This is a genomic window from Gemmata algarum, from assembly GCF_034097035.1.
Lineage (GTDB): Bacteria > Planctomycetota > Planctomycetia > Gemmatales > Gemmataceae > Gemmata > Gemmata algarum.
Window position 1 is genome coordinate 31,176 of sequence record NZ_JAXBLV010000175.1, and the last position, 20,530, is coordinate 51,705.

The 20,530-nt window shown below is 69.1% G+C and carries 15 protein-coding genes; 6 read left to right on the forward strand and 9 right to left on the reverse strand.

What is annotated here, in order from left to right; genetic code table 11:
* Positions 1-142 precede the first annotated feature (142 nt).
* On the forward strand, positions 143-433 hold the full coding sequence (locus R5W23_RS13545; protein ID WP_320686770.1) for a hypothetical protein: 291 nt from the start codon (positions 143-145) through the stop codon (positions 431-433).
* A gap of 438 nt (positions 434-871) precedes the next feature.
* Here the strand turns inward: R5W23_RS13545 and R5W23_RS13550 are convergent, their stop codons facing one another.
* Positions 872-2,104 carry a PQQ-binding-like beta-propeller repeat protein gene (locus R5W23_RS13550; RefSeq protein ID WP_320686771.1) on the reverse strand — a complete coding sequence of 411 codons (1,233 nt, stop codon included), beginning with the start codon at positions 2,102-2,104 and terminating at the stop codon, positions 872-874.
* 135 nt (positions 2,105-2,239) lie between these two features.
* Here R5W23_RS13550 and R5W23_RS13555 point away from each other — a divergent pair, with 135 nt between their 5' ends.
* Both R5W23_RS13555 and R5W23_RS13560 read left to right on the forward strand, forming a co-directional pair.
* Positions 2,240-3,205, forward strand: coding sequence for a GNAT family N-acetyltransferase (locus tag R5W23_RS13555; RefSeq protein ID WP_320686772.1), 966 nt, complete (start codon positions 2,240-2,242; stop codon positions 3,203-3,205).
* A gap of 26 nt (positions 3,206-3,231) precedes the next feature.
* Positions 3,232-3,861 carry a redoxin family protein gene (locus tag R5W23_RS13560; protein ID WP_320686773.1) on the forward strand — a complete coding sequence of 210 codons (630 nt, stop codon included), beginning with the start codon at positions 3,232-3,234 and terminating at the stop codon, positions 3,859-3,861.
* A 31-nt stretch (positions 3,862-3,892) separates the two neighbouring features.
* On the opposite strand, the gene R5W23_RS13565 is transcribed toward R5W23_RS13560, so the two are convergent.
* Entirely contained in the window at positions 3,893-4,207 is a 315-nt protein-coding gene (locus tag R5W23_RS13565) for a hypothetical protein (protein ID WP_320686774.1), read from the reverse strand.
* 116 nt (positions 4,208-4,323) lie between these two features.
* Positions 4,324-4,842, reverse strand: coding sequence for a tRNA (cytidine(34)-2'-O)-methyltransferase (locus R5W23_RS13570; protein WP_407936126.1), 519 nt, complete (start codon positions 4,840-4,842; stop codon positions 4,324-4,326).
* A 201-nt stretch (positions 4,843-5,043) separates the two neighbouring features.
* Between R5W23_RS13570 and R5W23_RS13575 the strand changes: the two genes are divergently transcribed.
* On the forward strand, positions 5,044-7,476 hold the full coding sequence (locus R5W23_RS13575; RefSeq protein WP_320686775.1) for a DNA translocase FtsK: 2,433 nt from the start codon (positions 5,044-5,046) through the stop codon (positions 7,474-7,476).
* Positions 7,477-7,671: 195 nt separating this feature from the next.
* Positions 7,672-8,139 (forward strand): VOC family protein, encoded by a 468-nt coding sequence (locus tag R5W23_RS13580; RefSeq protein ID WP_320686776.1) that lies wholly within the window; start codon positions 7,672-7,674, stop codon positions 8,137-8,139.
* A 184-nt stretch (positions 8,140-8,323) separates the two neighbouring features.
* On the opposite strand, the gene R5W23_RS13585 is transcribed toward R5W23_RS13580, so the two are convergent.
* The 6 genes from R5W23_RS13585 to R5W23_RS13610 all read right to left on the reverse strand — a co-directional run bounded on the left by R5W23_RS13585 (position 8,324) and on the right by R5W23_RS13610 (position 16,100).
* Positions 8,324-8,791, reverse strand: coding sequence for a VanZ family protein (locus R5W23_RS13585; protein WP_261185358.1), 468 nt, complete (start codon positions 8,789-8,791; stop codon positions 8,324-8,326).
* Positions 8,788-9,855, reverse strand: coding sequence for a protein arginine kinase (locus R5W23_RS13590; RefSeq protein WP_261185359.1), 1,068 nt, complete (start codon positions 9,853-9,855; stop codon positions 8,788-8,790). The genes R5W23_RS13585 and R5W23_RS13590 overlap by 4 nt, the downstream gene beginning before the upstream one ends.
* Positions 9,856-9,950: 95 nt before the next feature.
* Positions 9,951-10,427: a UvrB/UvrC motif-containing protein gene (locus R5W23_RS13595; RefSeq protein WP_261185360.1), complete on the reverse strand. Its 477-nt coding sequence runs from the start codon at positions 10,425-10,427 to the stop codon at positions 9,951-9,953.
* Positions 10,428-10,482: 55 nt separating this feature from the next.
* Positions 10,483-10,956, reverse strand: a complete 474-nt coding sequence (locus tag R5W23_RS13600) for a UvrB/UvrC motif-containing protein (RefSeq protein WP_261185361.1) — start codon at positions 10,954-10,956, stop codon at positions 10,483-10,485.
* 428 nt (positions 10,957-11,384) lie between these two features.
* Positions 11,385-12,617, reverse strand: a complete 1,233-nt coding sequence (locus tag R5W23_RS13605; RefSeq protein ID WP_261185362.1) for an LptF/LptG family permease — start codon at positions 12,615-12,617, stop codon at positions 11,385-11,387.
* Between the two features lie 93 nt (positions 12,618-12,710).
* Positions 12,711-16,100: an AsmA family protein gene (locus R5W23_RS13610; protein WP_320686777.1), complete on the reverse strand. Its 3,390-nt coding sequence runs from the start codon at positions 16,098-16,100 to the stop codon at positions 12,711-12,713.
* Between the two features lie 649 nt (positions 16,101-16,749).
* On the opposite strand from R5W23_RS13610, the gene R5W23_RS13615 reads away from it, so the two are divergent.
* The gene (locus R5W23_RS13615; protein WP_320686778.1) at positions 16,750-20,337 is read left to right on the forward strand and encodes a VPS10 domain-containing protein; all 3,588 of its coding nucleotides are present in this window, start codon (positions 16,750-16,752) and stop codon (positions 20,335-20,337) included.
* Positions 20,338-20,530: the final 193 nt, after the last annotated feature.

Sequence of the window (20,530 nt, forward strand, 5' to 3'; positions counted from 1 at the left end):
CCGACCGTTCCGCCGCTCCCGGTCGTCCTCAGTTCGCACCTCGGAACGGTGCGCTGGTTCTGAGTGTGGTCCGCTCACTCCGTGAGCGGTCGCTCGGCGTCTCGGATGCGCGTGGCGCACAACGACGGAGCGGATACGCGCGATGGGGATCGCGAAGGCCGTTTTTGACAGGATCGACAGGATGAACAGGATGAAGACCGACCGATTTCAAATCCTGTTGATCCTGTCGATCCTGTCAAAAACGGCCTTCACACGCGTGCGCCCCCGCCCGGGCCGCAAAAAGCCACCCGCTCTCGTTCACGTGACCGGCGGTCGTGTCGCTGTTCTTGACGAGCCGCAACCGCCAGGGAGCGGGGTACGAACGCGCGAGGGGGCGAAGGCCGTTTTTGACAGGATCAACAGGATGAACAGGATGAAGACAGACCGATTTTAAATCCTGTTGATCCTGTCGATCCTGTCAAAAATGGTCTTGCGAAGCGTGCGGCCCCGCGCGGGCCGCAAAAAGCCGCCCGGTCACGTGGACGAGGGGCCGCGACGGGTGGGGCGCCAACTGGACGCTCGCTGGCGGTTGACTGGTCACGAGGTGGCGATTCGCTGGCGGGTCGCTACCCACGAATCCCGCCCCGGCGCCCGGGTTCGCGGCGGCCGGGCGAACCGCAGGCGACCCCAGCCCGGTCCCACCGACGCGACGCAAGGCCTTGACATGGAGACGATTACGATGAATTCGCCTTTCGCTCGTAACCGCCCCGATCCGGCCGGCGCACCGGTGCCGGCGCGGCCGCAGGGCCGGATTCGGACTTCCGGAAGCGCGGCGCGTGAGAAAAGCGGCGGAGCGATGCCGAATGTGCGGGCGGCCCGGCCGGCGGGGCGCTCACTTCTTCAGGCTCACGCACACGAGCTGCTTGCTGTCGCGGGCGTAGAGCCGGCCGTTCGCCAGGGCCGGGGCTGGGCGGGTTCCCTTCGCGAGCAGTGTTGCGCGGGCGCGCTCCTTGTACCCGTCGGGCGTGGCGTCGAACCGGACCAGTTCGCCGCCCTCGTTCAGCGCGAGCAGCCCGCCGTCCACGGCGATCAGCGACGCGCCGCCGAACTTCGGCTCGCTCCACTTCACCTCACCGGTCTTCCACGCGACGCAGCGCAGGAGCGCCGCGCCCGCGTCCGAGCGGCCGTGCGTACCGTACAAGTAGTTACCGACACGGACCGGCGTGTTGTACTGGCTCGACAGCGTCTTATCGTTCGACCAGACCTCTTCCACCTGGCCGCCCTTCAGTTGGGCCAGCACGCCGCCGGTGTCGTAGGACACGGTCAGGAACACCTCGTCCTTCCACACGACCGGGCTCGCGGCCTGCACGCTGCTGCTGATGCGGGGGCGCCACGGGAAGTCGTACATCGACTTCCCGTTCGCCGGGTCGAGCACCCGCAACCCGGTGCGGGTCAGGAACACCACCGCGGGCTTGCCGTCGAACTCGCCGAGCACCGGGGACGAGTAGCTCGCGCCGTCGTCGGTCGATTTCCACACCTCTTTACCGGTCGTCGCGTCGAAGCACACGACGCCCGCGCCCTTCGCGCCGACGTTCACGTACAGCTTTTTGTCCCGCACCAGCGGCGAGCACGCGACCCCGAAAAACCCCTTCGCCGGCCGGTACTCCGCCATCAGGTTGCGCGCCCAGAGCTTCTTACCGGTGGCGAGTTCGGTCGCGGTGAAGTCGGCGTCGGCCCCGAGCGTGTACACCACCCCGTCGGCGACCGTGGGCGTGGCCCGCGGGCCGTCGTCGAAGCCGAAATCGTCCTTGTACTTCGTCGGGTACTTGGAGGCCCACTTCTCTTTGCCGGTCGCGGCGTCGAGGCACGCGACGACCTCGTCGTCGCCGACGCGGTGGAACAGGATCAGGCTGTCGCCGCTGACCGCGGGGCCGGCCCAGCCGCGGCCGGCGTCGAACGTCCATACCGGTTTCGGCCCGCCCGGCGCCCAGTCCCAGTTGAGCCCGGTTTCCGCGGACCGGCCGTCGCGCGCCGGGCCGTGCAGTTGCGGCCAGTCCGCGCCCCGGGCGGCCGCCGCGAGCGCGAGCACGAGTGCGAACGCGGGGCCGCAGATCGAGCGAAACATGGGGCGCTCCGTTGGCTTCGGGAGGGGCGGCGAAAGGCCCGGTCGCTGGCTTGCGGGGGCGCGACTCCCCCTATAGTATGCCGTAATCTGTTTACCGCCGCCGTTCCTCCCCCTGGCGGCCCGCGAGAGTCGTCTGTGATCGTCTTCCGCCGCTTTCGCAACACCGACCCGCCGGCCCTCGCCGACGTGTGGAACGAGTCGCACACGGCCCGCGGCAGCTTCCCGCTGCGCACGCCGGCGCTGCTCGAGCGGTGGATCTTCTCCAAGCCCCACTTCGACCACGACGGCCTGATCGTGGCCGTCGACGACGAGGCCGACAACAAGATCGTCGGGTACGCCCTGGCGGGGTTCGGCCCGAACGAGGCCCTCACCGCCCTGGACCGCACGCACGGCGTGATCTGCTCGGTCGCGGTCCGGCCCGCGGTGATGCGCAGGGGGATCGGCGCGGCCCTGGTCAAGAAGTGCGAGGAGTACCTCACGGCGCGGGGCGCGACGACGCTCCGGGCCGGCCCGGTGTGGCCGCACTGCCCGTTCGGGTTCGGGCTGTACGGCGGGACCAACTGCCCCGGGTTCCTCGCCTCCGACCCCGCCGCCGACCCGTTCTTCAAGAAGATGGGCTACGAGCCCGGCGAACAAACCCTGGTGTTCCAGAAGAAGCTGGACGCCCCGCTGTCGATCCCGGACGCGCGGTTCAGCATGTTGCGGAAGCGGTACGAGACGCAGGTGATGCGGGCGGCCGGGGTGCCGAGCTGGTGGCACGAGTGCGTGTGGGGCACGCTGGACCCGGTCGAGTTCCGGATGGTGGACAAGCTGGCGAGCGGGTTCATTGCGGCCCGGGCGCTGGTGTGGGAGCTGGAGGGGTACGGCTGGCGCTGGGGGTTCCCGTCGGCCGGCGTGCTCGACATCCAGGTGCGACCGGATCTGCGGCGGCTGGGGCTGGCAAAGCTCCTGCTGTCGCAGATCCTTCGCTTTCTCCAGGACCAGTTCTTCGGCATCTGCGAGGTCCACGCACCGGCCGCCGACCCGGCACTCGTCGGGCTGTGCCGCTCGGTCACGCTCGATCACGTGGACACCGGCACCACGTACCTCAAAAAGGTCTGAGCCGGAACGGCCCGAGAGGGACACCGATGAAGCTCCTTCCCGCCTTGGTCCTCGCCTTCGTTGCCGGCCTGCTGGCACCGGCGCCGGCCGGCGCCGGCAAGTTCAACAAGAAGCTCAACGTCGGCGACGCCGCGCCGACCTGGAAGGACCTCGAAGGGACCGACGGCAAAAAGCACTCCTTCGCCGACTGGAAAGACAAGGACGTGCTGGTGGTGGTGTTCACCTGCAACAGTTGCATCATCGCGGAGGGCTACGAGGAGCGGCTCGTGGAGTTCGCGGCCCGGTGCAACAAGCCCGACAGCAAGGTCGGGTTCGTCGCGATCAACGTGAACACGGGGAAGGTCGATGCGCTGCCCGCGATGAAGGAGCGGGCGGCCAAGAAGAAGTTCGGGTTCACCTACCTCTACGACCCGTCGCAGGCGTCCGCGCAGGCCTACGGCGCGATGTACACGCCCGAGTGCTTCGTTCTGACGAAGGACCGCAAGGTGGCGTACATGGGCGCGTTCGACGACAACTCCGGCGGCGCGCCCAAGGTGAAGTACGTCGAGGAGGCGGTGAAACTGGCGCTCGCGGGCAAGCCCGCAGCGGTCGCGGAGTCGAGCGCCGCCGGCGGGTGCCGGATCGTGTTCAACAAGAAGAAAGACGACGACGACTGAACCGGGCGCGCCGTGCGACGGGTTGCCCGCATCAGCCGCCCCCCGGCCCCTGCGGGCCGGGCTCACTCAAGGCCGGGCTTTCGCTCAGCGTCACGTCCTGAAAGCGCACACCGGACGAATCGTAAAAGATGATGCGCGCGTCGTCGGCGGACCAAACGGCGCTGGTGCGCAAGAGGCGGGGGCCTTCGACGTGGAACACCAGCCCGCACACCCGCGCGCCGCGCTTGAGGGGTGTGCGCACCAGCGGCGACTGGTTGGGGTCCAGCGCGTCCCGGTCGCAGAGCACCGTGTGAACGTACCGGGCCAGTTCTTCCGCGCCCGAAAATGCAACAACCGCACGAGACATCAACACCTCGAACCGTTCGCCCCGACTCGACGAGTATTTATCCAACTGCGTTGCGGCCCGTGTGTCGCGGTCGGTGGCCGCGCAGCGGAGGGCAATTCGGCGAGCCGGGGCTGATTTTACCACCCGTGCAGGCGACGCAGCGCATCGTACAGCACAATACCGACGGCCGTCGCGAGGTTGAGGCTGCGCACCGCCCCGCCCGGCATCGGGATGCCGACCAGCCGGTCCGCATAGCGTTCCCGCACCGACGGGGGAAGCCCGCTCGACTCGCTCCCGAACAGCAGGCAATCCCCGTCGGCGAATGCGGCTTGCGTGTACGGCCGCTCGGCCGGCGTCTCCACGCACCACACGCGCGGAAGGGCGCCCACGGTTCTACCCGCGTCGGTGAGAGTGCCGGGGGAGAGGTCACCGTTCACGTCCCCGGTCAGCGCCCGCTCGAAGTCCGCAAACGTCACATGCCGCACCACATCGACCGCGTGCCAGTAATCGAGCCCGGCGCGTTTCAGGGCACGGTCGTCGAGGCGAAAGCCGAGTTTGCCGATCAGGTGCAGCCGCGTGTTGGTCGCCGCGCACAGGCGCGCGATGTTCCCGGTGTTAGGGGGAATCTCCGGCTCCCACAGCGCGACGTGCAGCATCAACAGTTGCCCCCCGCGGCCTGCCGCAGCGACACGCTGCTTCACAGCCGCTCCAGTTGTTCCGGCCGTTCGTGTTGTACCGACCGCGCGACGGGGTGAACACGAAAACCCGGGCTGTGGCGCGCGATGTCGGGTTCAGCGGTTGCGTCCTACGCGTGACAATGTGGGTTGTGCAACTCGCGCGGATCAAGGGCCGAGCCGATGGCCGAAAAGGACGAACAAACGCTTCAGCCGCCCCGGTCCCCCTGGCGGGTCGATGCCCTGGTGCTCACCCTGCTCGCGGTGGGCGGTTTGCTGGCGACGGCGGTCGGAACGGCCCGCCCACTGAAGGCCGGGCCGAACGCCTTCGGGACCTGGGGCGATGATGCCGCGGCTCTGCTGCTCGAACCGCTCGGGTGGGCGGCGTTCGTGCTGCTCGCCGGCTGGTTCGCGGTGACGGCACTCCTGGTCGCCAACCGCACACCGGTGCGGCTCGTGGTGCGCGTGTTCGGCTGGTGCGCGGTGACGACAGTGGCCGCGATGGGTGTTGATTGGTTCGGGCAGGGGCTCGCTCCGCCCTCGGTCGCGGGGCGGGGCGGGGCGGTCGGCGCGTACCTACGGTTCGGCCTCGAAGACGCCACCGAGCCCGTATGGGCACTCGTCATTTTCAGTTTGTCGGCCGTCGCGAGCGTGCTCCTCGTCGCGGACTGGCTCATGTTGCTCCTCGCGCGGTGGGCGCGGGCCGCCCTGGGCGCCGTGTGGGGCGGCGCGGTGTGGGTCAACGATCGTGTGGCCGACGGGATGGAGATCGTACTCGTCCGCATCGGCGCCGGGCTGAAGGTGGTCGCGCGGGCGGGCGCGAGACTGGCAAAGGCCGCGTACACGGCCATCCCGGCGCGTAAGCCGTCCGCTGCGCCAACTCCTCTCGCGACACCGCCGATCCCGATTACGAAGGGCGGACCGATCCCGAACCTGACGACGACACCGCCCCCGGTGCGGTCGCTCGTTCCGCCCGAACCCGCGCCGGCGGCACAAGGGGAGCCCGTCTCCGAACCGGCCCGCCCCGAGAACATCCCGATTCACGTTCACGCCGACTCGCAGCCGGTGTCGATGTCATTCGCGGTCCCGTCGCTGGAGGAGCAGCCCTCGTGCGTCGATTACGAACTGCCCCCGCTGTCGCTTCTGAACGACCCCGAGCCGTTCCCGGTCGATGACCACGAGCAGAAGCTGCGCGAGATGGCGGTGCTGCTGGAGAAGACGTTCCAGGACTTCGGATTGACGGTGAAGGTGGTCGGCATTCACACCGGGCCGGTCATCACGCAGTACGAGATCAGCCTCGAAACCGGCACCCGGCTGAACAAGATCACCACACTGGCCGACGACCTCGCGCTGAACTTGCGGGTGGCGAGCGTGCGGGTGGTCGCGCCGCTGCCCGGGCGCAACACCGTCGGCATTGAGGTGCCCAACGAGATCCGCCAAACGGTCCAACTGAAAGAGTTGGTCGGGGCGCTCGCCCCGACGCCGAAGGTGAGCAAATTCAAGCTCCCGCTTTTCATCGGCAAGGACGTGGAGGGGTGCCCCCTCGCCTACGACCTCGCGACCATGCCGCACCTGCTGATCGCCGGTAGCACCGGCACCGGTAAGTCCGTGTGCCTGAACACCATCATCGTGTCCCTCTTGCTCACGCGCCGGCCCGACGAGTGCCGGATGATCCTCATCGACCCGAAGAAGGTCGAGTTGAGCGACTACGCGCAGATCCCGCACCTCATGACGCCGGTGGTCAAGGAGGACAAGAAGGCCGACGCGATTCTGGCGTGGGCGGTGGACAAGATGGAAGAGCGGTACGAGTGGCTGCACCGCGCGCGGGTCCGCAACATCGCGAGCTACAACGAGCTGCCGTTCGAGGAGATCGCGCGCCGGGTGAACCCGGACAGCGAGGAGGAGCTGCGCGCGATCCCGCGGAAGATGCCGTACATCGTCATCGTGATCGACGAGGTCGGCGACCTGATGATGAAGATGAAGAAGGAGATCGAAGGGAACATCATCCTGCTGGCGCAGAAATCTCGGGCCGCGGGCATTCACCTGATCCTCGCCACCCAGAAGCCCACGGTCGATGTGGTCACCGGGCTCATCAAATCGAACCTGCCGGCGCGCATCTGCTTCCGCGTGACGAACCGGTCCGACAGCGCGGTGGTGCTCGACGAGAAGGGCGGCGAGCGCCTCCTGGGCAAGGGCGACATGCTGTTCCTGCAAACCGGCGTCCTGACGCGCGCGCAGGGGGCGTACGTCGAAGACTCCGAAATCGAGCGGGTCGTGAGCGCGATCGCCACCGACACCCCGAACTACGACAGCGAGCTTCAGAACCTCAAGACCCGCGACCAGACCGAGTCCGGCGGCGGGGGGGGGGAGATGGGGGAGAAGCTGCGCGAGCGCGACCCGGTGTACGAGCAGGCGGTGGAGATCGTCATCCGCGAGCAGCGCGGCAGCACGTCGCTGCTCCAGCGCGCGCTGGGCATCGGGTACGGAAAGGCGTCGCGCCTCATCGATTACATGGCCGAGGACGGCATCGTCGGCGGGTTCAACGGCAGCAACGCGCGACAGGTGCTCATTTCAACCGACGAGTGGGAGGCGCGGAAACGCGGGGCGGCGGTCTGATCGATCAGCCCGAATCGGCCAACGTTCCGTGGAAAGTATGAGCCATCATCTTCACCGCTCGTCGGGAACTTCACACCTGCGGCGGACGTGTAATTGTCCGCCGCAGGTGGGGACGAATTGCTCGTACTGACCTTGCGTACACATTGGCGTGTGATTACCTTCGCGGCGGCTACTCACCCGAAGGAGGTTCGCGCGATGCCCACCAGTTACAGGCCAGCCGGGTACCACACCGTCACCCCGTCGATTACGGTTCGCCACGGGGCGAACGCGCTCGCCTTCTACAAGAACGCGCTCGGCGCCACGGAAGTGATGCGGTTCGAACTGCCCGGCGGGGTGATCGCACACGCCGAGATCGAAATCGGCGGGGCGCGGGTCATGCTCGCCGACGAGATGCCGGAGTGGGGGAACCGCGGCCCCGAGTCGCTGGGCGGAACGAGCGGCGGACTGTGCGTGTTCGTGCCGGACGTGGACGCCGCCTTCGCGACCGCCGTGGCCGCCGGCGCAACGGTTGTGCGTCCGGTACAGGACCAGTTCTACGGCGACCGCTCAGGCACCCTCCTCGACCCGTTCGGGCACCAGTGGACGCTGGCCACACACGTTGAGGATGTCACACCGGAAGAGATGCAGCGCCGGTTCGCAGCGATGATGGGACAGAGCGCCTGAGCGAAAAAGGGACCGCTCGCATGTTCGTAAGGAGGTCCCGCGGCTCATGCACGAACCGGCCGTGGGTGGCCGTTTTGTTTTTTGTCTTTGTGGCACAGACACTACTGTCTGTGTGGCGCGATAAGGCCGCACAGACAGGAATGCCTGTGCCACAAGAAACAGACACTACCGCCGGTCCCGTGGCTCAGGCGAGCGGCTTACGCCCCGCGCTCACCAGCCGACGCGCCCAGTAGCAAATCAGCACACCGAATGCCACGCCGATCCAGTCGATGATCACGTCGCGCAGGGTGCCCGTTCGGTTCGGCACGAACGTTTGGCCGATTTCGGTCGCGACGCCGTGGAGCGCGAGCAGCCCCACCAGAAACCAGTGCCAGTACCGCGTCACCGGGAGCGCGAACACCAGAACCGTGAGGAAGGCGTACGCGCCCCCGTGCAGCGATTTCGCGAGGAAGAACCGCCAGTCGCCGTCGAGTTCGGCGGCCAAAGCTTCTGGCACCGGGCTGGGCTCGAGCAGCTTCCACGTCCAGAGGGCCAGGAACCCGCCCAAGACTACGAACCGGAACAGCTCGAACCGGCCGGCCGGTAGCCCCTCGGGCGCGGCCGCGCCCGGCGGCGGGTCGTTCGGTGTTGGTGGCGTGTGTGCGCTCATCATTTGTGCGAATCGAGGTCGCGGAGCCGCGTCTTGAGGTACTTCGCACGCGCCGTGTTCCGCTCCTCGCCGCCGAGCGCGTGCCCGGCGAGCTTCTGGAGGTGCGCGGACTGCGTGTGGATGAACAGCTGGTTCACCGCGGTCACCGGGATGCCGTCGAGCAGGTGCAGGTGGATCCCCAGCCGCACCGCGGAGAGCAGTTCCATCGTCTCCTCGGCGGTGATCATGGTGGCGCTGCCGAGCGTGCCGATGGCCCGCGCGACGCGGTCGTGCTCGGCCTGCCGGCGCTCCTTCATCAGCGCGGTCCGGGCCTGGCGCTCGTACTGCATGATCGTCACGATCACCTCGCGGATCTCGTCGAGGATCTTGGCCTCGCTCTTCCCGAGGGTGACGTGGTTCGAGATCTGGTACAGGTCGCCGAACGCGCGCGACCCCTCGCCGTGCAGCCCGCGCACCGCCAGGTTGATCTTCTGGAGGGCGCGGAACACTTTGTCGATCTGCTTGGTGAGCCCCAGCGCCGGCAGGTGCAGCATCACGCTGGCCCGCATCCCGGTGCCGACGTTCGTGGGGCACGCGGTCAGGTACCCGAACTGCGTGTGGAACGCGTAGGTGAGGCGCTGCTCCAGGGCGTCGTCGAGGCGGTCGATGTCCCGCCACGCCTCGTCGAGCGCGAACCCGCTGCGGAGCACCTGGAGCCGCAGGTGGTCCTCCTCGTTCACCATCACGCTGACGGTCTCGGTCGGGTCGAACGCGACCCCGCGGGGTCCCTCCAGCCCGCTCGCGAGTTCGCGGCTGATGAGCTGGCGCTCGACTAGGAACTGCCGGTCGAGCGGCGACATCGTCTGGACGTCCACGTACTCGAGCGGGTGCGCGGCGCTCGACCGGGTGACGGCCTCCTTCGCCAGGCGGATGACGTCCGCCTTGTGGGTCGCGGTCGCGCGGGTCGCGAACGGCAGGTCGGCGAGGTTCCGGGCCAGCCGGATGCGAGTGGACACCACCACGTCCGACTCCGGGCCGGTGCCGCGGAGCCATTCGCCGAGGTTCGGGAGCAGGCTGTCAAGGTTCATCGGTAAGTTCCAAGCTCCAAGCTCCGGGCTCCAGGTGTGAGGCACGAAGACAGGGGCCTGGCTTCAGCGCGGCACGTGGAACGTGAGCCGTGGAACTACTCGTGGGCGCGAATCAGGTCGCGGAGCCGGGCGGCCTCTTCGTAATTCTCCGCGGCGACCGCGTCGCTCAGCCGCTGCTTCCATTCGCCCACCCGGACGGCCCGGGGGGCCTTGCCCGCGTGGGCCAGCGCGCGGTGGATCCGCTCCAGCAGCGGCTCGAGGGCGGGGCGCAGCGCCTCGTAGTCGTGCGGGCACCCGAGGCGGCCGGTGGCCTTGAACTCGGGCACCGCCATCCCGCACCGCGCACACACGGGCGGCGCGGCCTCGGGCTCCGGCGCGAGCGCGGGGGGCGCGTGGAACGGGTTCGTGAGCAGCCCCATCAGCGCCTTCAGATCGATCTGCGGGCCGGGCGGCTCGGGGATCAGGTTGCGTTCGCGCGCGCACCGCTCGCACAGGTGCAGCTCGCGCCGCTTCTTGTTCACCACGTCCGTCAGGTGGAACGTGGCCGGGGCGTCACAGATCTGGCACTTCACCCCACCCCTCCCCTCGGGAAGCCCGAACCCGGCCGCGGGCGGCGCGGCTCCCGGCTTAACCGTTTTCGAGCTCCCGGATGCGGTCGCGCACGCGGGCCGCTTCTTCGTAATTCTCTTCGGTCACCAGTTGCTGAAGGCGGCGCCGCAGCGCGGTCAGTTCCACCTGGTCGCTCTGGGTGCGAGGTAAGCGGTGCGGGGTCTTGCCGACGTGCCGCACCTCGCCGTGGATGCTCTCCAGCAGCGGAAGGAGTTCGCCCTTGAACGCGTCGTAGTCGTGCGCGCAGCCGAACCGCCCGTGGTTGCGGAACTCGAGGTAGGACAGCCCGCACGTGCCACAGACCGGCCCGGCGAGCACCTCCTCGGCGGGCTCGCGCACGTCGACGGGCTTGGCGGGCGGGGCCTTCTTGTGCGGCTGCGCCAGGTACTTCTTGGCACAGTCCTCGCAGAGGTGGACCTCCTCGAACCGCTCCTCGGGCAGCACTTCGGTAATGTGGTAGGTGGCTTGTTTCGCGCACCGCATGCACTTCATTCGCCCGCCCCCCGCCTCGTGTAGTGCATTCTACCACCGCGGCCACGCGTTGTCAGTGGCGCCGCCGGTGCCGAGGGGACGGATGGCGGCGTCCGGTGTCGGTGCGGCGAGCGTTCGGAGCCGCAGCCGGCTTCCGCGGAGGGGGCGAGTGGTGGACGGCTGTGGACTTTCGGAGCCGAACGCCCGCGGCTTCGGTGGTGCGCCCGGCGTGGGTGCGTCACTCAACGGGTCGTCAGGTTCGAGGCCCCCGTTGACTGAACTCACGGTGGCGGATCGAAACGTGCCAAGCGGCTCGGGCGCAACCGCTCGCCGCGGCACGGACTCACTGAAGCGCGATGAGAGGCACTTCGGGCCGGCGTGGCCGACGCCCGGCGTAACGCCGCGGTCGCGCCTCGGCCCGAGCCGGCGCCGTGGGGCCGCGCCCGCGGTCAGCGCCGCAGCAGCCGCCACGTCAGCAGCATACCGACGGCGCCCATGACGATGTCCGCGGCCCAGCACCCGAGGACCATCGGGAGCCGGCCGCTTTTTCCCATGTCGGTGCCGGCCAGCAGCAGCGGGTAGTACACCAGCAGCGTCGGCAGGAAGCACATCATGAACGTGCTCAGGTAGTCGGACCGGTTCAGGTACACCCCGACCGGGCACCCGACCAGCGCGAACACCAGGCAGCTCACGGCCAGCGCGGGGCGGGCGTGCACCTCCGCTTGCAGGTTCCGCAGCTGCTTCGTCGTGCCGGCGATCTCGAAGTTGTACCCCTCGATCGTGGCCTGGGCGTTGGCCCGCAGGTTCGGATCCATCTGGTTGATTTCGGCCTGGCGCGCGGCCCTCTCGGCCGTGATCCGGTCCAGCTTAGCCGCCACGCCCGCGGCCTTCTCCGGCAGCTCGTCCCAGGTCAGCGTGCTGGTCTTGAGGCGGGCCTCTTTGCCGGTCACCGAGTCCGGCAGGTCCATCACGAACGCCCCGCTACTGGCCGCCGACCCGGACGCGTTCTTCCCGTCGATCACCAGCCGGTCCGGCTCGATCGACAGGGTGCCGGCGGCCACGTCCACCCGCAACTGGGCCTCGTGCATCCGGGCCACCAGGTCGTACCCCATGACGACCTCGGCCCCGGTCCGGGGGTCCTTCTCCTTGATCCGGCGCTTGATGACCACGTCGATGAGCCGCTTGCCCTCCACGTCGCGCACGTACAGAACGTTGGGCAGGCTGGGGTGCCGCAGGCACCGGTCCCGGCGGATCATGTTGTACAGCACCTCCTCCGGGTCCGACAGGATCTCGTCCCAGAACATCTGCTGCGTGCGCGGGATCGTGCTGTGCGCCAGGGCCGCGGTGGTGCCGGTGGTCAGCACCCCCAGCAGCAGGGTCGGCTTCACGATCCCGAACAGGTGCACCCCGGCCGCCTTCAGCGCGATCACCTCGTTGTCGTGGGCCAGCCGGCCGTACACGACGCACGCGGCGAACAGCGTGGTGGCCGGGATCGCGATCGGCAGGATGCTCGGGACCAGCAGCGGGACCGCGCGCACGAGCTGCGCCAGCGACAGCCCGAGCTGCGACGCCTGCTGCACGGACATCACCACCAGCACTAGGCCGGTGAGCGCGCCGAGCGAGAGCAGGAACACCCGCACCAGCTCCCAGAAAATCATCCGGTTCAGGGTCGTTCCGAACACGCCTTCTCCTCGCGACGCGCGCGACGACACAGGGGACAACCGGGCCGCCCGGGGTCGGGCGCGCGGCCCGATCCCATCTCCGTCCCTCGCTCTTCACTTTCCGGTGAACCGCGCGGTCCCGCGCTTGAGCCGCTCCAGCACCGCCCGGGCCGGGTCGGTGATCGCCGGGACCGGCTGCTGGCGGTACTTCAGCTCCCCGTTTTCCCGGGTCAGCTTGATGGTGTACAGGTTGCGGCTCAGGAACGCGGTCAGGTCGCCGACCAGCGTGTCCGACATTTTGAGCACCTGCGACAGCACCGTGTAGAACTCGAACTTCACGTACTCGCCGCTCGTGTCCAGCTCGCCCGACCCGCCCAGGCAGATCGCCTTGCCGAGCAGGTCGAGCTGCTCCACCTTGATCCGGTCGCCGAGCAGCCGGAACACCACGTGCGCCTGCTCGAACGCGGTCTTGTCCGGGGCGTTGAGCTTGAGCACCTTCACCAGCTCCAGCAGCACCGGCAGGTTGTACATGCGGCCGGTCGGCACGTCGATCTTGCCGGTCCCCTCGATCGTGAGCCGGCCGGTCTTCGGGTCCGGGCGGTTGAAGACGAGCAGTTGCGCCTGCGCGACGCCCTTCAGGTCCGAGTCGGACCCCGGCTTGGTGAGGTTGTAGTGCCGCGCGAGCTCCTCGAGCTGCACGTTGGCGGCGGTGAGCCACACCTCGTACCGGGTGCCCTCGGCGAGCACGACCCAGGCCTGACCGCCGAGCTCGCCGTGGAACAGGTCCCCGGCGACGTGGGTGAGCTGGAGCAGGGGCGGCAGGAACCGGCCCGGGCGGGCCGGGTCGGGCTGCTGGGGGTCGGCCCGGAGCTGGCACCGGGCCACCGTGACCGGCACCCGCGACACCACCGCGCGGTCGAGCCACACGGTGCCGCGGACCGGCCCGAGGTGCGTCCCCTCGTACCGCCCGCGGCACGCGACCGACCCGTGCGCGTCTTCCCACGCGATGCCCGTGTCCAGCGCCGCGCCGAACAGCTTCAGCTCCGCGTCCCAGTACACGACGGGGTCCGGCTCCGGGCGGACGGAGGGCGTGAGCCCCCCGAGCGCCCCGGGGGCCGCGCCGGACGCGCCGGCGGCGACGACCAAATTCGGCTCCGCCCTCGCGCCCGGCGGCGCGCTGATCACCAGGTGCTTCACCAGGAGCTCGGCGCCGCCCCGCAGCTGCAACTCGTCCAGGGCGGCCCCGAGCTTGCCGGGCAGCGCCTTCTTGAACTCGGCGTCGGCGACGCACGGCTTCACCTCGATCCCGCCCAGGTTGGCCCACACCGCGCCGTCCGAGTAGAACCGCACCTCGCCGGCGGCGAGCTTCACCCGGCTCGGCCCGTGCCGCGCGGAGAGGTGCGCGACGTCGAGCCGGTCCTGCTTGTACTCCAGCCAGCCCGAGAACTCGGTCAGCTCGTAGGCGAAGAACCGCGGGGTGACGGTCGGGCCGGAGAACCCGAACGTCACCTTCACGTCGGTCGCCGGGTTCAGCGGCGGGTCGAGGTCCGGGCGGTCCGGGGGCGGTGCGCGGTCGATCACCTCCACGTCCGCCGTAAAGGTGAGCGCCCCCCGGGGCTGGAACTCCGCCCACAGGTTCTCGGCCTTCACCGCCCCCAGGGCCGTTTTCAGGGCCGCGTTCAGGGGGACCGATGTCCCGCCCACGTGAACGACCAGCTTGCGGTCGCGGCTGTCGGGGATCGGGCGCTTCGAGCCGTTCATCCACACCGCGGCCCCCGCGTGGACCGCGGTGAACCCGTCGAAGATGATCTCGTCCCGGTCCGGCAGGGGGCCGCGCGCCCCCCCCGGCCCCGGCCGCACCGGCCGATCGGGGTCGGTCGAGTTGGTGCGGAGCACCAGCCGCCCCTTCACCTTCTCCAGCGGGTACGGGAAGGCGGTGTAGTTCAGCTTCCCGTCCTTCACGTCGATGCGGAACTCGTTGTCGGTCAGGTTCACCCCGGCCTGCTGGGTGACCTCGACCACGAAGTCGCCGCGCCCGCTGGCGCGGAACTCGCGCACCAGCGCCGCGGACTTCGGCGGCAGCGCCTTGCACAGGGTCTCGTCGAGCGGGACGTTCGTCCCGGTGACGCGGAGGCTGATCGCCGGGTCCTCGCCCTCGCCGTCCAGCCGCCCCTTGATGGTAATCAGTTGCCCCGCGGCGTCGCCGAGCAGGTCGATCGTGGTGCTCGCCCCGCCGGCGTGGGTGACCGTGTGCCGGACCAGCCCGCGCACGTCCGCGACCGGGTACCGGAACTTCTCGTACGTCAGCCCGCCGTTGCGGGGCCGGGCCTCCAGCTCGCGGCGCCACCCGCCCGCCTCGCGCGTCAGCTTGTACCCCACGTCGACGAGCCCGGTGGGCGCGAACATCCGCCGCGCCTTCTTCATCTTGTCGGGCAGCCGGTCGAACAGCGTGTCGTCCAGCGGCACCCCCGTGACCGCCAGATCGAGCCGCAGGAGCCGGTCCTCGAACCGCTTGAGCGGGTCGTCGCCGGGGGCGGCCGGCGGCGCCTCCGGCCGCGTCTCGAGCGTCACCTTGAGCTTCGCGTCGCCGAGCGTGGCGGTCGCCTCGTCGACCTTCACCCGGCCGTCGGTGCTGCGCACGGTCGCGGTGATGTTCTCGAGCGCCTTCGGCAGGTCCGGGTGCTCGAACTTGGCCCCTTTCACGTCGAACCGCACGTCGTGGCGCCAGTGGGGGGCGGCCTCCGGCGCGTAGGTGACCTCGGCCTTCACGTTCGCCACGGCGGTGAGCTTGGCGAGGTGCGGGGCCAGCTCCGGGGCGAACCGCCGGGCGGCCGAGACGGACGCCGGTCCCACCGGGAACTCGGCCAGCTCGAGCGACAGCGCCAGGTGGCTGTTGATCCGGTTGAACCGCCCCCGGACGCTCACCGGGCCGAACGGGCGGGCGGTCCCGCTGCCCTGGACCGTCAGGGCCGGGAGCGGGTCGTTGAGCAGCGTCCCCTCCACGCCGGTGAACGTCGTGGCCGGCAGCCCGTCCGGCGCGTGGTCGGTCACGACGACGGTGGCGCCCTTCACCTCGAACGTGGGCACCGGCTTGTCGGCCGGGCCGGACCGGATCACCTCCGCGATGTTCCAGCTCCCGTCCGCCGCGCGCTCGATGCGGATGGTCGGGTTCTCGAGCCGCACCTTCTTGATGACCAGCCGGCCGCGGTTGAGCTGCTCCTTGTCGTGGAACAGAACCGCACTGGGGACCGCGAGGAACGGCTGGTCCGGCGGGTCGCCCCGGCGGCTCAGGCGCAGGTCGCTGACCGCGATGCCGCCCAGGATGCGGAGCCGCGCGGACCCGACCTGAACGTCCACGTTGTCGAGCTGGTCGGCCAGCGTGGCGATCACCTTCTCGCGCACGCGGTCCGGACTGATCCATGAGTTCGCGACCCAGCCGAGCGCGACAAGGGCCGCGACTCCGGCAAGGATGAGCCCGCGGATTAGCCAACTGCGAACGCGCATCCGTGCCCGCCCTGGTGTTCTTCACGGTGCGCCGCCGGGGGGCCGGGGCGCGAAGCGGCGAGACAATACGCCGAGCCCGCGGTCCGGTCAATTGCGAGTGCCCGGCCCCAAAACGCCGCCCCTCATGTTCCGGATGGCACGCCGCATGCTTGGGAAAACTGTGGGCCGGCAATCGCGATCCCAACACGCCAACTTCCCGTAGCCCGCACAGCCGGGGTTCCGACAACAGAACCGACGCAGGTCGTCCACGACCGTTCCCAACACGCGGGCCAGAAAAGCACTACCGAACGGCGCAACCACTTGCCACGCATCAGTCGCCACAGGCAAGACAAATAGGACCGGGCGCCACCCGGTTCGGCACGCCGGCTACCTCCGTGCACGTCTGCCAGCTACGGCAAACCGGCACATGCGTGCGGCCGCAAGAGCTTCCTCAGTTCGCCTGCCGCTGCGTGTTGCGCCCGGTCACGTGGGTGACGCCGGGAACGGCTGAGCTACCGGGCAACCGCTTTCACCCGCGTCACGGGTACAGATTTCGCCTATTCGCAACTGCCCCCAGCTTGCCCAACTAGCGACGGCGCCGCGAGCGCGGGTAGAATTACGTACTTTAGATAAGCTCTCCCGCGTTCAATCCTACCGAGAGTGAAGCACCGTGAAGCCGTCACAGCTCACCGGGCGCCGGGCCGCGTTCGCGCTGCTCGCCGCGCTCGTGTTCAGTTTTCCGGGCGTCGCGAAATCCGAAGACGACGACGCCAAGAAAGAGATCGCAGAGGTTCAGAAGCAAATCGAGCTGCTGGAAAAGAAACTCAACGAGCTGCGCAAGGGCACGCCGCCCGCCCCGGCGCCCAACGCGATCCCCGAAACCGCCATCGCGAAGATGACGTGGCGCAACATCGGCCCCGCGAACATGGGCGGGCGCATCACCGCGCTGGCGGTCGTGGAGAGCGACCCGAGCACCTACTACGTTGCCACCGCGAGCGGCGGGCTGCTCAAAACCGTCAACAACGGCACCACCTTCAGCTTCGTGTTCGAGAAGGAGGCGACGGTCTCCATCGGTGACGTGGCGGTCGCGCCGAGCGACCCGAACGTCGTGTACGTCGGCACCGGCGAGCACAACCCGCGCAACTCCGTGTCCTACGGCGACGGGGTTTACAAGAGCACCGACGCCGGGAAGACCTGGCAGAACGTCGGGCTGAAGAAGTCGTTCTCGGTCGGGCGGATCGTCGTTCACCCCAAAGACCCCAACACGGTGTACGTCGCCGCGATGGGCCGCGTGTGGGGGCCGAGCGAGGAGCGCGGTGTCTTCAAGACCGCCGACGGCGGGAAGACGTGGCAGAAGGTGCTGTACGTCGACGACCGGACCGGGGCCATCGAGCTGCGCATGGACCCGACCGACCCGAACGTGCTGCTCGCCGGGCTGTGGGAGCGGAAGCGGGACGAGTTCGACGGGTTCTTCGGCCAGGGGCCGTGGCCCGGCCCGGACCAGTACGGGCCGATCGTCGCACACGGCCCCGGGGGCGGGCTGTTCAAAACCGCGGACGCCGGGAAGACCTGGAAGAAGCTGACCGGCGAGAAGGCCGCCCCCGGGTTGCCCACCGCGAAGACCGGCCGCATCGGGCTGGACTACTCGCGCAAGACGAAGGGGCTGGTGTACGCGATCATCGACACCGAGAACATCGGCAAGGGGCGCCCGGTGCTCACGGTGTACATGGGCGTTTCCGGTGAGGGCGAGAAGGACGGAGCGAAGGTCACCGCGGTCGTCGAGGACGGCCCCGCCGCGAAGGCCGGGCTGAAAGAGGGCGACCGCATCACCGCGATCGACGGGAAAAAGGTCGCCAGTTACGACGAGGTGCTCGACTTCCTGACGGGCAAGAAGCCCGACGACGTGGTGAAGCTCACGGTTGTCCGCGCGAAGGGCAAAACGGGTGACAAGAAAGACGCGAAGGCGGAAACCGAAACGCTCACCATTGAGCTGAAGCTCGCGGCCCGGCCCAGTACCCCCGAGCCGAAGAAGGGCGGGTTCCAGCCGAAGGGCGGTCAGCAGACGCTCTCGCCCGGCGGCCTAACGGTCGAGGTCACGGGCCTCGACGCGCCGGTGAAGGTCGCGGACGTGCCGAAGGACGGCGCGGCGGCCAAGGCCGGGGTGAAGGTCGGCATGACCATCGCGGCCGTTGAAGGAACGGACACGCCGGACTTCCGCGCGTACCGCACCGAGCTGCGCGTCGGGGGGAAGGTCGAGAACCCGCGGCAGGCCGGCGACAAGGTGAAGGTGTCGTTCCAGGAGGGCGACAAGAAGCCCTTCGAGGTGACGCTCGCGCTCGCGGCGGCCGAAACGCGGTTCCAGGGGGGCGGCGGGGGCGGCGGGCGCCCGACGGCCCCATCGGCCCGGCCGTTCATCATGCAGGCCCAGGTGGGCGGGCAGCAGGCGAACGTCCAGAACAACCAGGGCAAGGACGGCTACCAGACCGGCGGCGTGTTCGTGTCGAAGGACAACGGCGACACCTGGACCCGCGTCAACAGCCTCAACCCGCGCCCGTTCTACTTCTCGAACGTCCGCGTCGACCCGACCGACGACAAAACCGTGTACGTGCTCGGCGACACGGTGCTGTGGCGCAGCACCGACGGCGGGAACCGGTTCGCCAGCGCGCAGGCGAGCACCGTCCACCCGGACCACCACGCCCTCTGGATCGACCCGCGCGACAGCCGGCACATGATCCTGGGCTGCGACGGCGGGTTCTACTCCACTTACGACCGCGGCGCCACCTGGGACCACCTGAACGTGATGGCGCTGGGGCAGTTCTACCACGTCGCGGTGGACAGCCGGAAGCCGTACCGGGTGTACGGCGGGTTGCAGGACAACGGGAGCTGGGGCGGGCCGTCGCGCACGCTCCGCGGCACCGGGCCGGCGAACGAGGACTGGCAGTACCTCCGCGGCGGCGACGGGTTCGTGTGCCGCGTGGACCCGAACGACCCCGACGTGGTTTACTCGGAGAGCCAGAACGGCGGCATCGGGTGGATCAACCTGAAGACCGGCGAGCAGAAGGGCACCCGCCCGCGCCCGGTCAAGCCCGGCGAGGAGCTGCGGTTCAACTGGAACACGCCGTTCATCCTGTCGGCCCACAACTCCGGCATCTTCTACTGCGGCGCGCAGTACGTGTTCCGTTCGGTGAACCGCGGGGAGAACCTGAAGGCCGTGAGCCCCGATCTGACGCGCACCAAACAGGGTTCGATGACGGCACTGGCCGAGAGCCCCAAGAGCCCCGACGTGCTGTGGGCCGGCACCGACGACGGCAACCTGTGGGTGACGCGGGACGGCGGCGGGAACTGGACCAACACGCTGGACGCCCTCAAGAAGGCCGGGCTGCCGGGGCCGCGGTGCGTCAGCGCGATCGAGCCCGGGCGCACGAAAGAAGGGCGGTGCTACGTGGCCCTCGACGGGCACCGCTCCGACGACGACAAGCCCTACCTCTTCGTGACCGAGGACTACGGCGCGACGTGGAAGAGTGTCACGGGGGACCTGCCGGCGTTCGGCTCGACGCGGGTGATCCGCGAGGACATCACGACCCCCGAGATCCTGTACTGCGGCACCGAGTTCGGCATCTGGGTGTCGGTCAACCGCGGCGCGAGCTGGGCGAAGCTGAACAGTAACCTGCCCACCGTGGCGGTCCACGAGGTCGCGCAGCCGACGACCGCGAGCGAGATCGTGGTCGCGACGCACGGCCGGAGCGTGTGGGTGCTGGACGTGGCGAGCCTGCGCCAGATGAAGCCCGAGGCGCTCGCGGCCCCGGCCACCTTGTTCGCGCCGGCACCGATAACGCGGTGGCAGTTCGGCCCGGGCAGCTTCCCGTACTCGCGCGACGTGCGCAAGTTCTACGGCACCAACCCGGCCGCCGGCGGCAGCATCGAATACCTGCTCACCAAGCCCGCGAAGGACGTGAGCCTGAAGGTGCTCGACGTGAACAACAAGGTGGTGCGCGAGTTCCGCGGCCCGCCCGCGGCGGCCGGGTTCCACAAGTTCCCGTGGGCGCCGCCGCGGGCGGGCGCGTACCGCGTTGTTCTGACCGCGGACGGCAAAGAGTACACGCAGATGGCGGTGGTCGAGAACGACCCGAACGCGGACCCGAAGGCGGTCATCACGGACGCCCCGCAGCCGGTTCCCGGCGGGGACGCCGACGGTGACGAGGAAGAGGAGGAGTTGATGAAGGAGGTGGCCCCGTTCATCCCGAAGGCACGGGACTGATACCGAATCCAGTCGTTTCCAGTTGGTCGATTTCGGAGTAGCGGGCCGCATGGGTTTGCCGGTCGATGGTGGTTACCACGCCTCCATTGCCGGAGCCCCATGCGGCCCAAGTTTCCTACACGAACCGGCTGTTGCCGCCCGTTTTGGTTTCTGTCTTTGTGGCCCAGGCATTCCTGCCTGGGCCGCGCGATAA

Bases quoted from the DNA above. Each gene is read 5' to 3' on its own strand.
- R5W23_RS13545 (WP_320686770.1), top strand. From the start codon at position 143: ATGGGGATCGCGAAGGCCGTTTTTGACAGGATCGACAGGATGAACAGG.
- R5W23_RS13550 (WP_320686771.1), bottom strand. From the start codon at position 2,104: ATGTTTCGCTCGATCTGCGGCCCCGCGTTCGCACTCGTGCTCGCGCTC.
- R5W23_RS13560 (WP_320686773.1), top strand. From the start codon at position 3,232: ATGAAGCTCCTTCCCGCCTTGGTCCTCGCCTTCGTTGCCGGCCTGCTG.
- R5W23_RS13565 (WP_320686774.1), bottom strand. From the start codon at position 4,207: ATGTCTCGTGCGGTTGTTGCATTTTCGGGCGCGGAAGAACTGGCCCGG.
- R5W23_RS13570 (WP_407936126.1), bottom strand. From the start codon at position 4,842: ATGCTGCACGTCGCGCTGTGGGAGCCGGAGATTCCCCCTAACACCGGG.
- R5W23_RS13575 (WP_320686775.1), top strand. From the start codon at position 5,044: ATGGCCGAAAAGGACGAACAAACGCTTCAGCCGCCCCGGTCCCCCTGG.
- R5W23_RS13580 (WP_320686776.1), top strand. From the start codon at position 7,672: ATGCCCACCAGTTACAGGCCAGCCGGGTACCACACCGTCACCCCGTCG.
- R5W23_RS13585 (WP_261185358.1), bottom strand. From the start codon at position 8,791: ATGATGAGCGCACACACGCCACCAACACCGAACGACCCGCCGCCGGGC.
- R5W23_RS13590 (WP_261185359.1), bottom strand. From the start codon at position 9,855: ATGAACCTTGACAGCCTGCTCCCGAACCTCGGCGAATGGCTCCGCGGC.
- R5W23_RS13600 (WP_261185361.1), bottom strand. From the start codon at position 10,956: ATGAAGTGCATGCGGTGCGCGAAACAAGCCACCTACCACATTACCGAA.
- R5W23_RS13610 (WP_320686777.1), bottom strand. From the start codon at position 16,100: ATGCGCGTTCGCAGTTGGCTAATCCGCGGGCTCATCCTTGCCGGAGTC.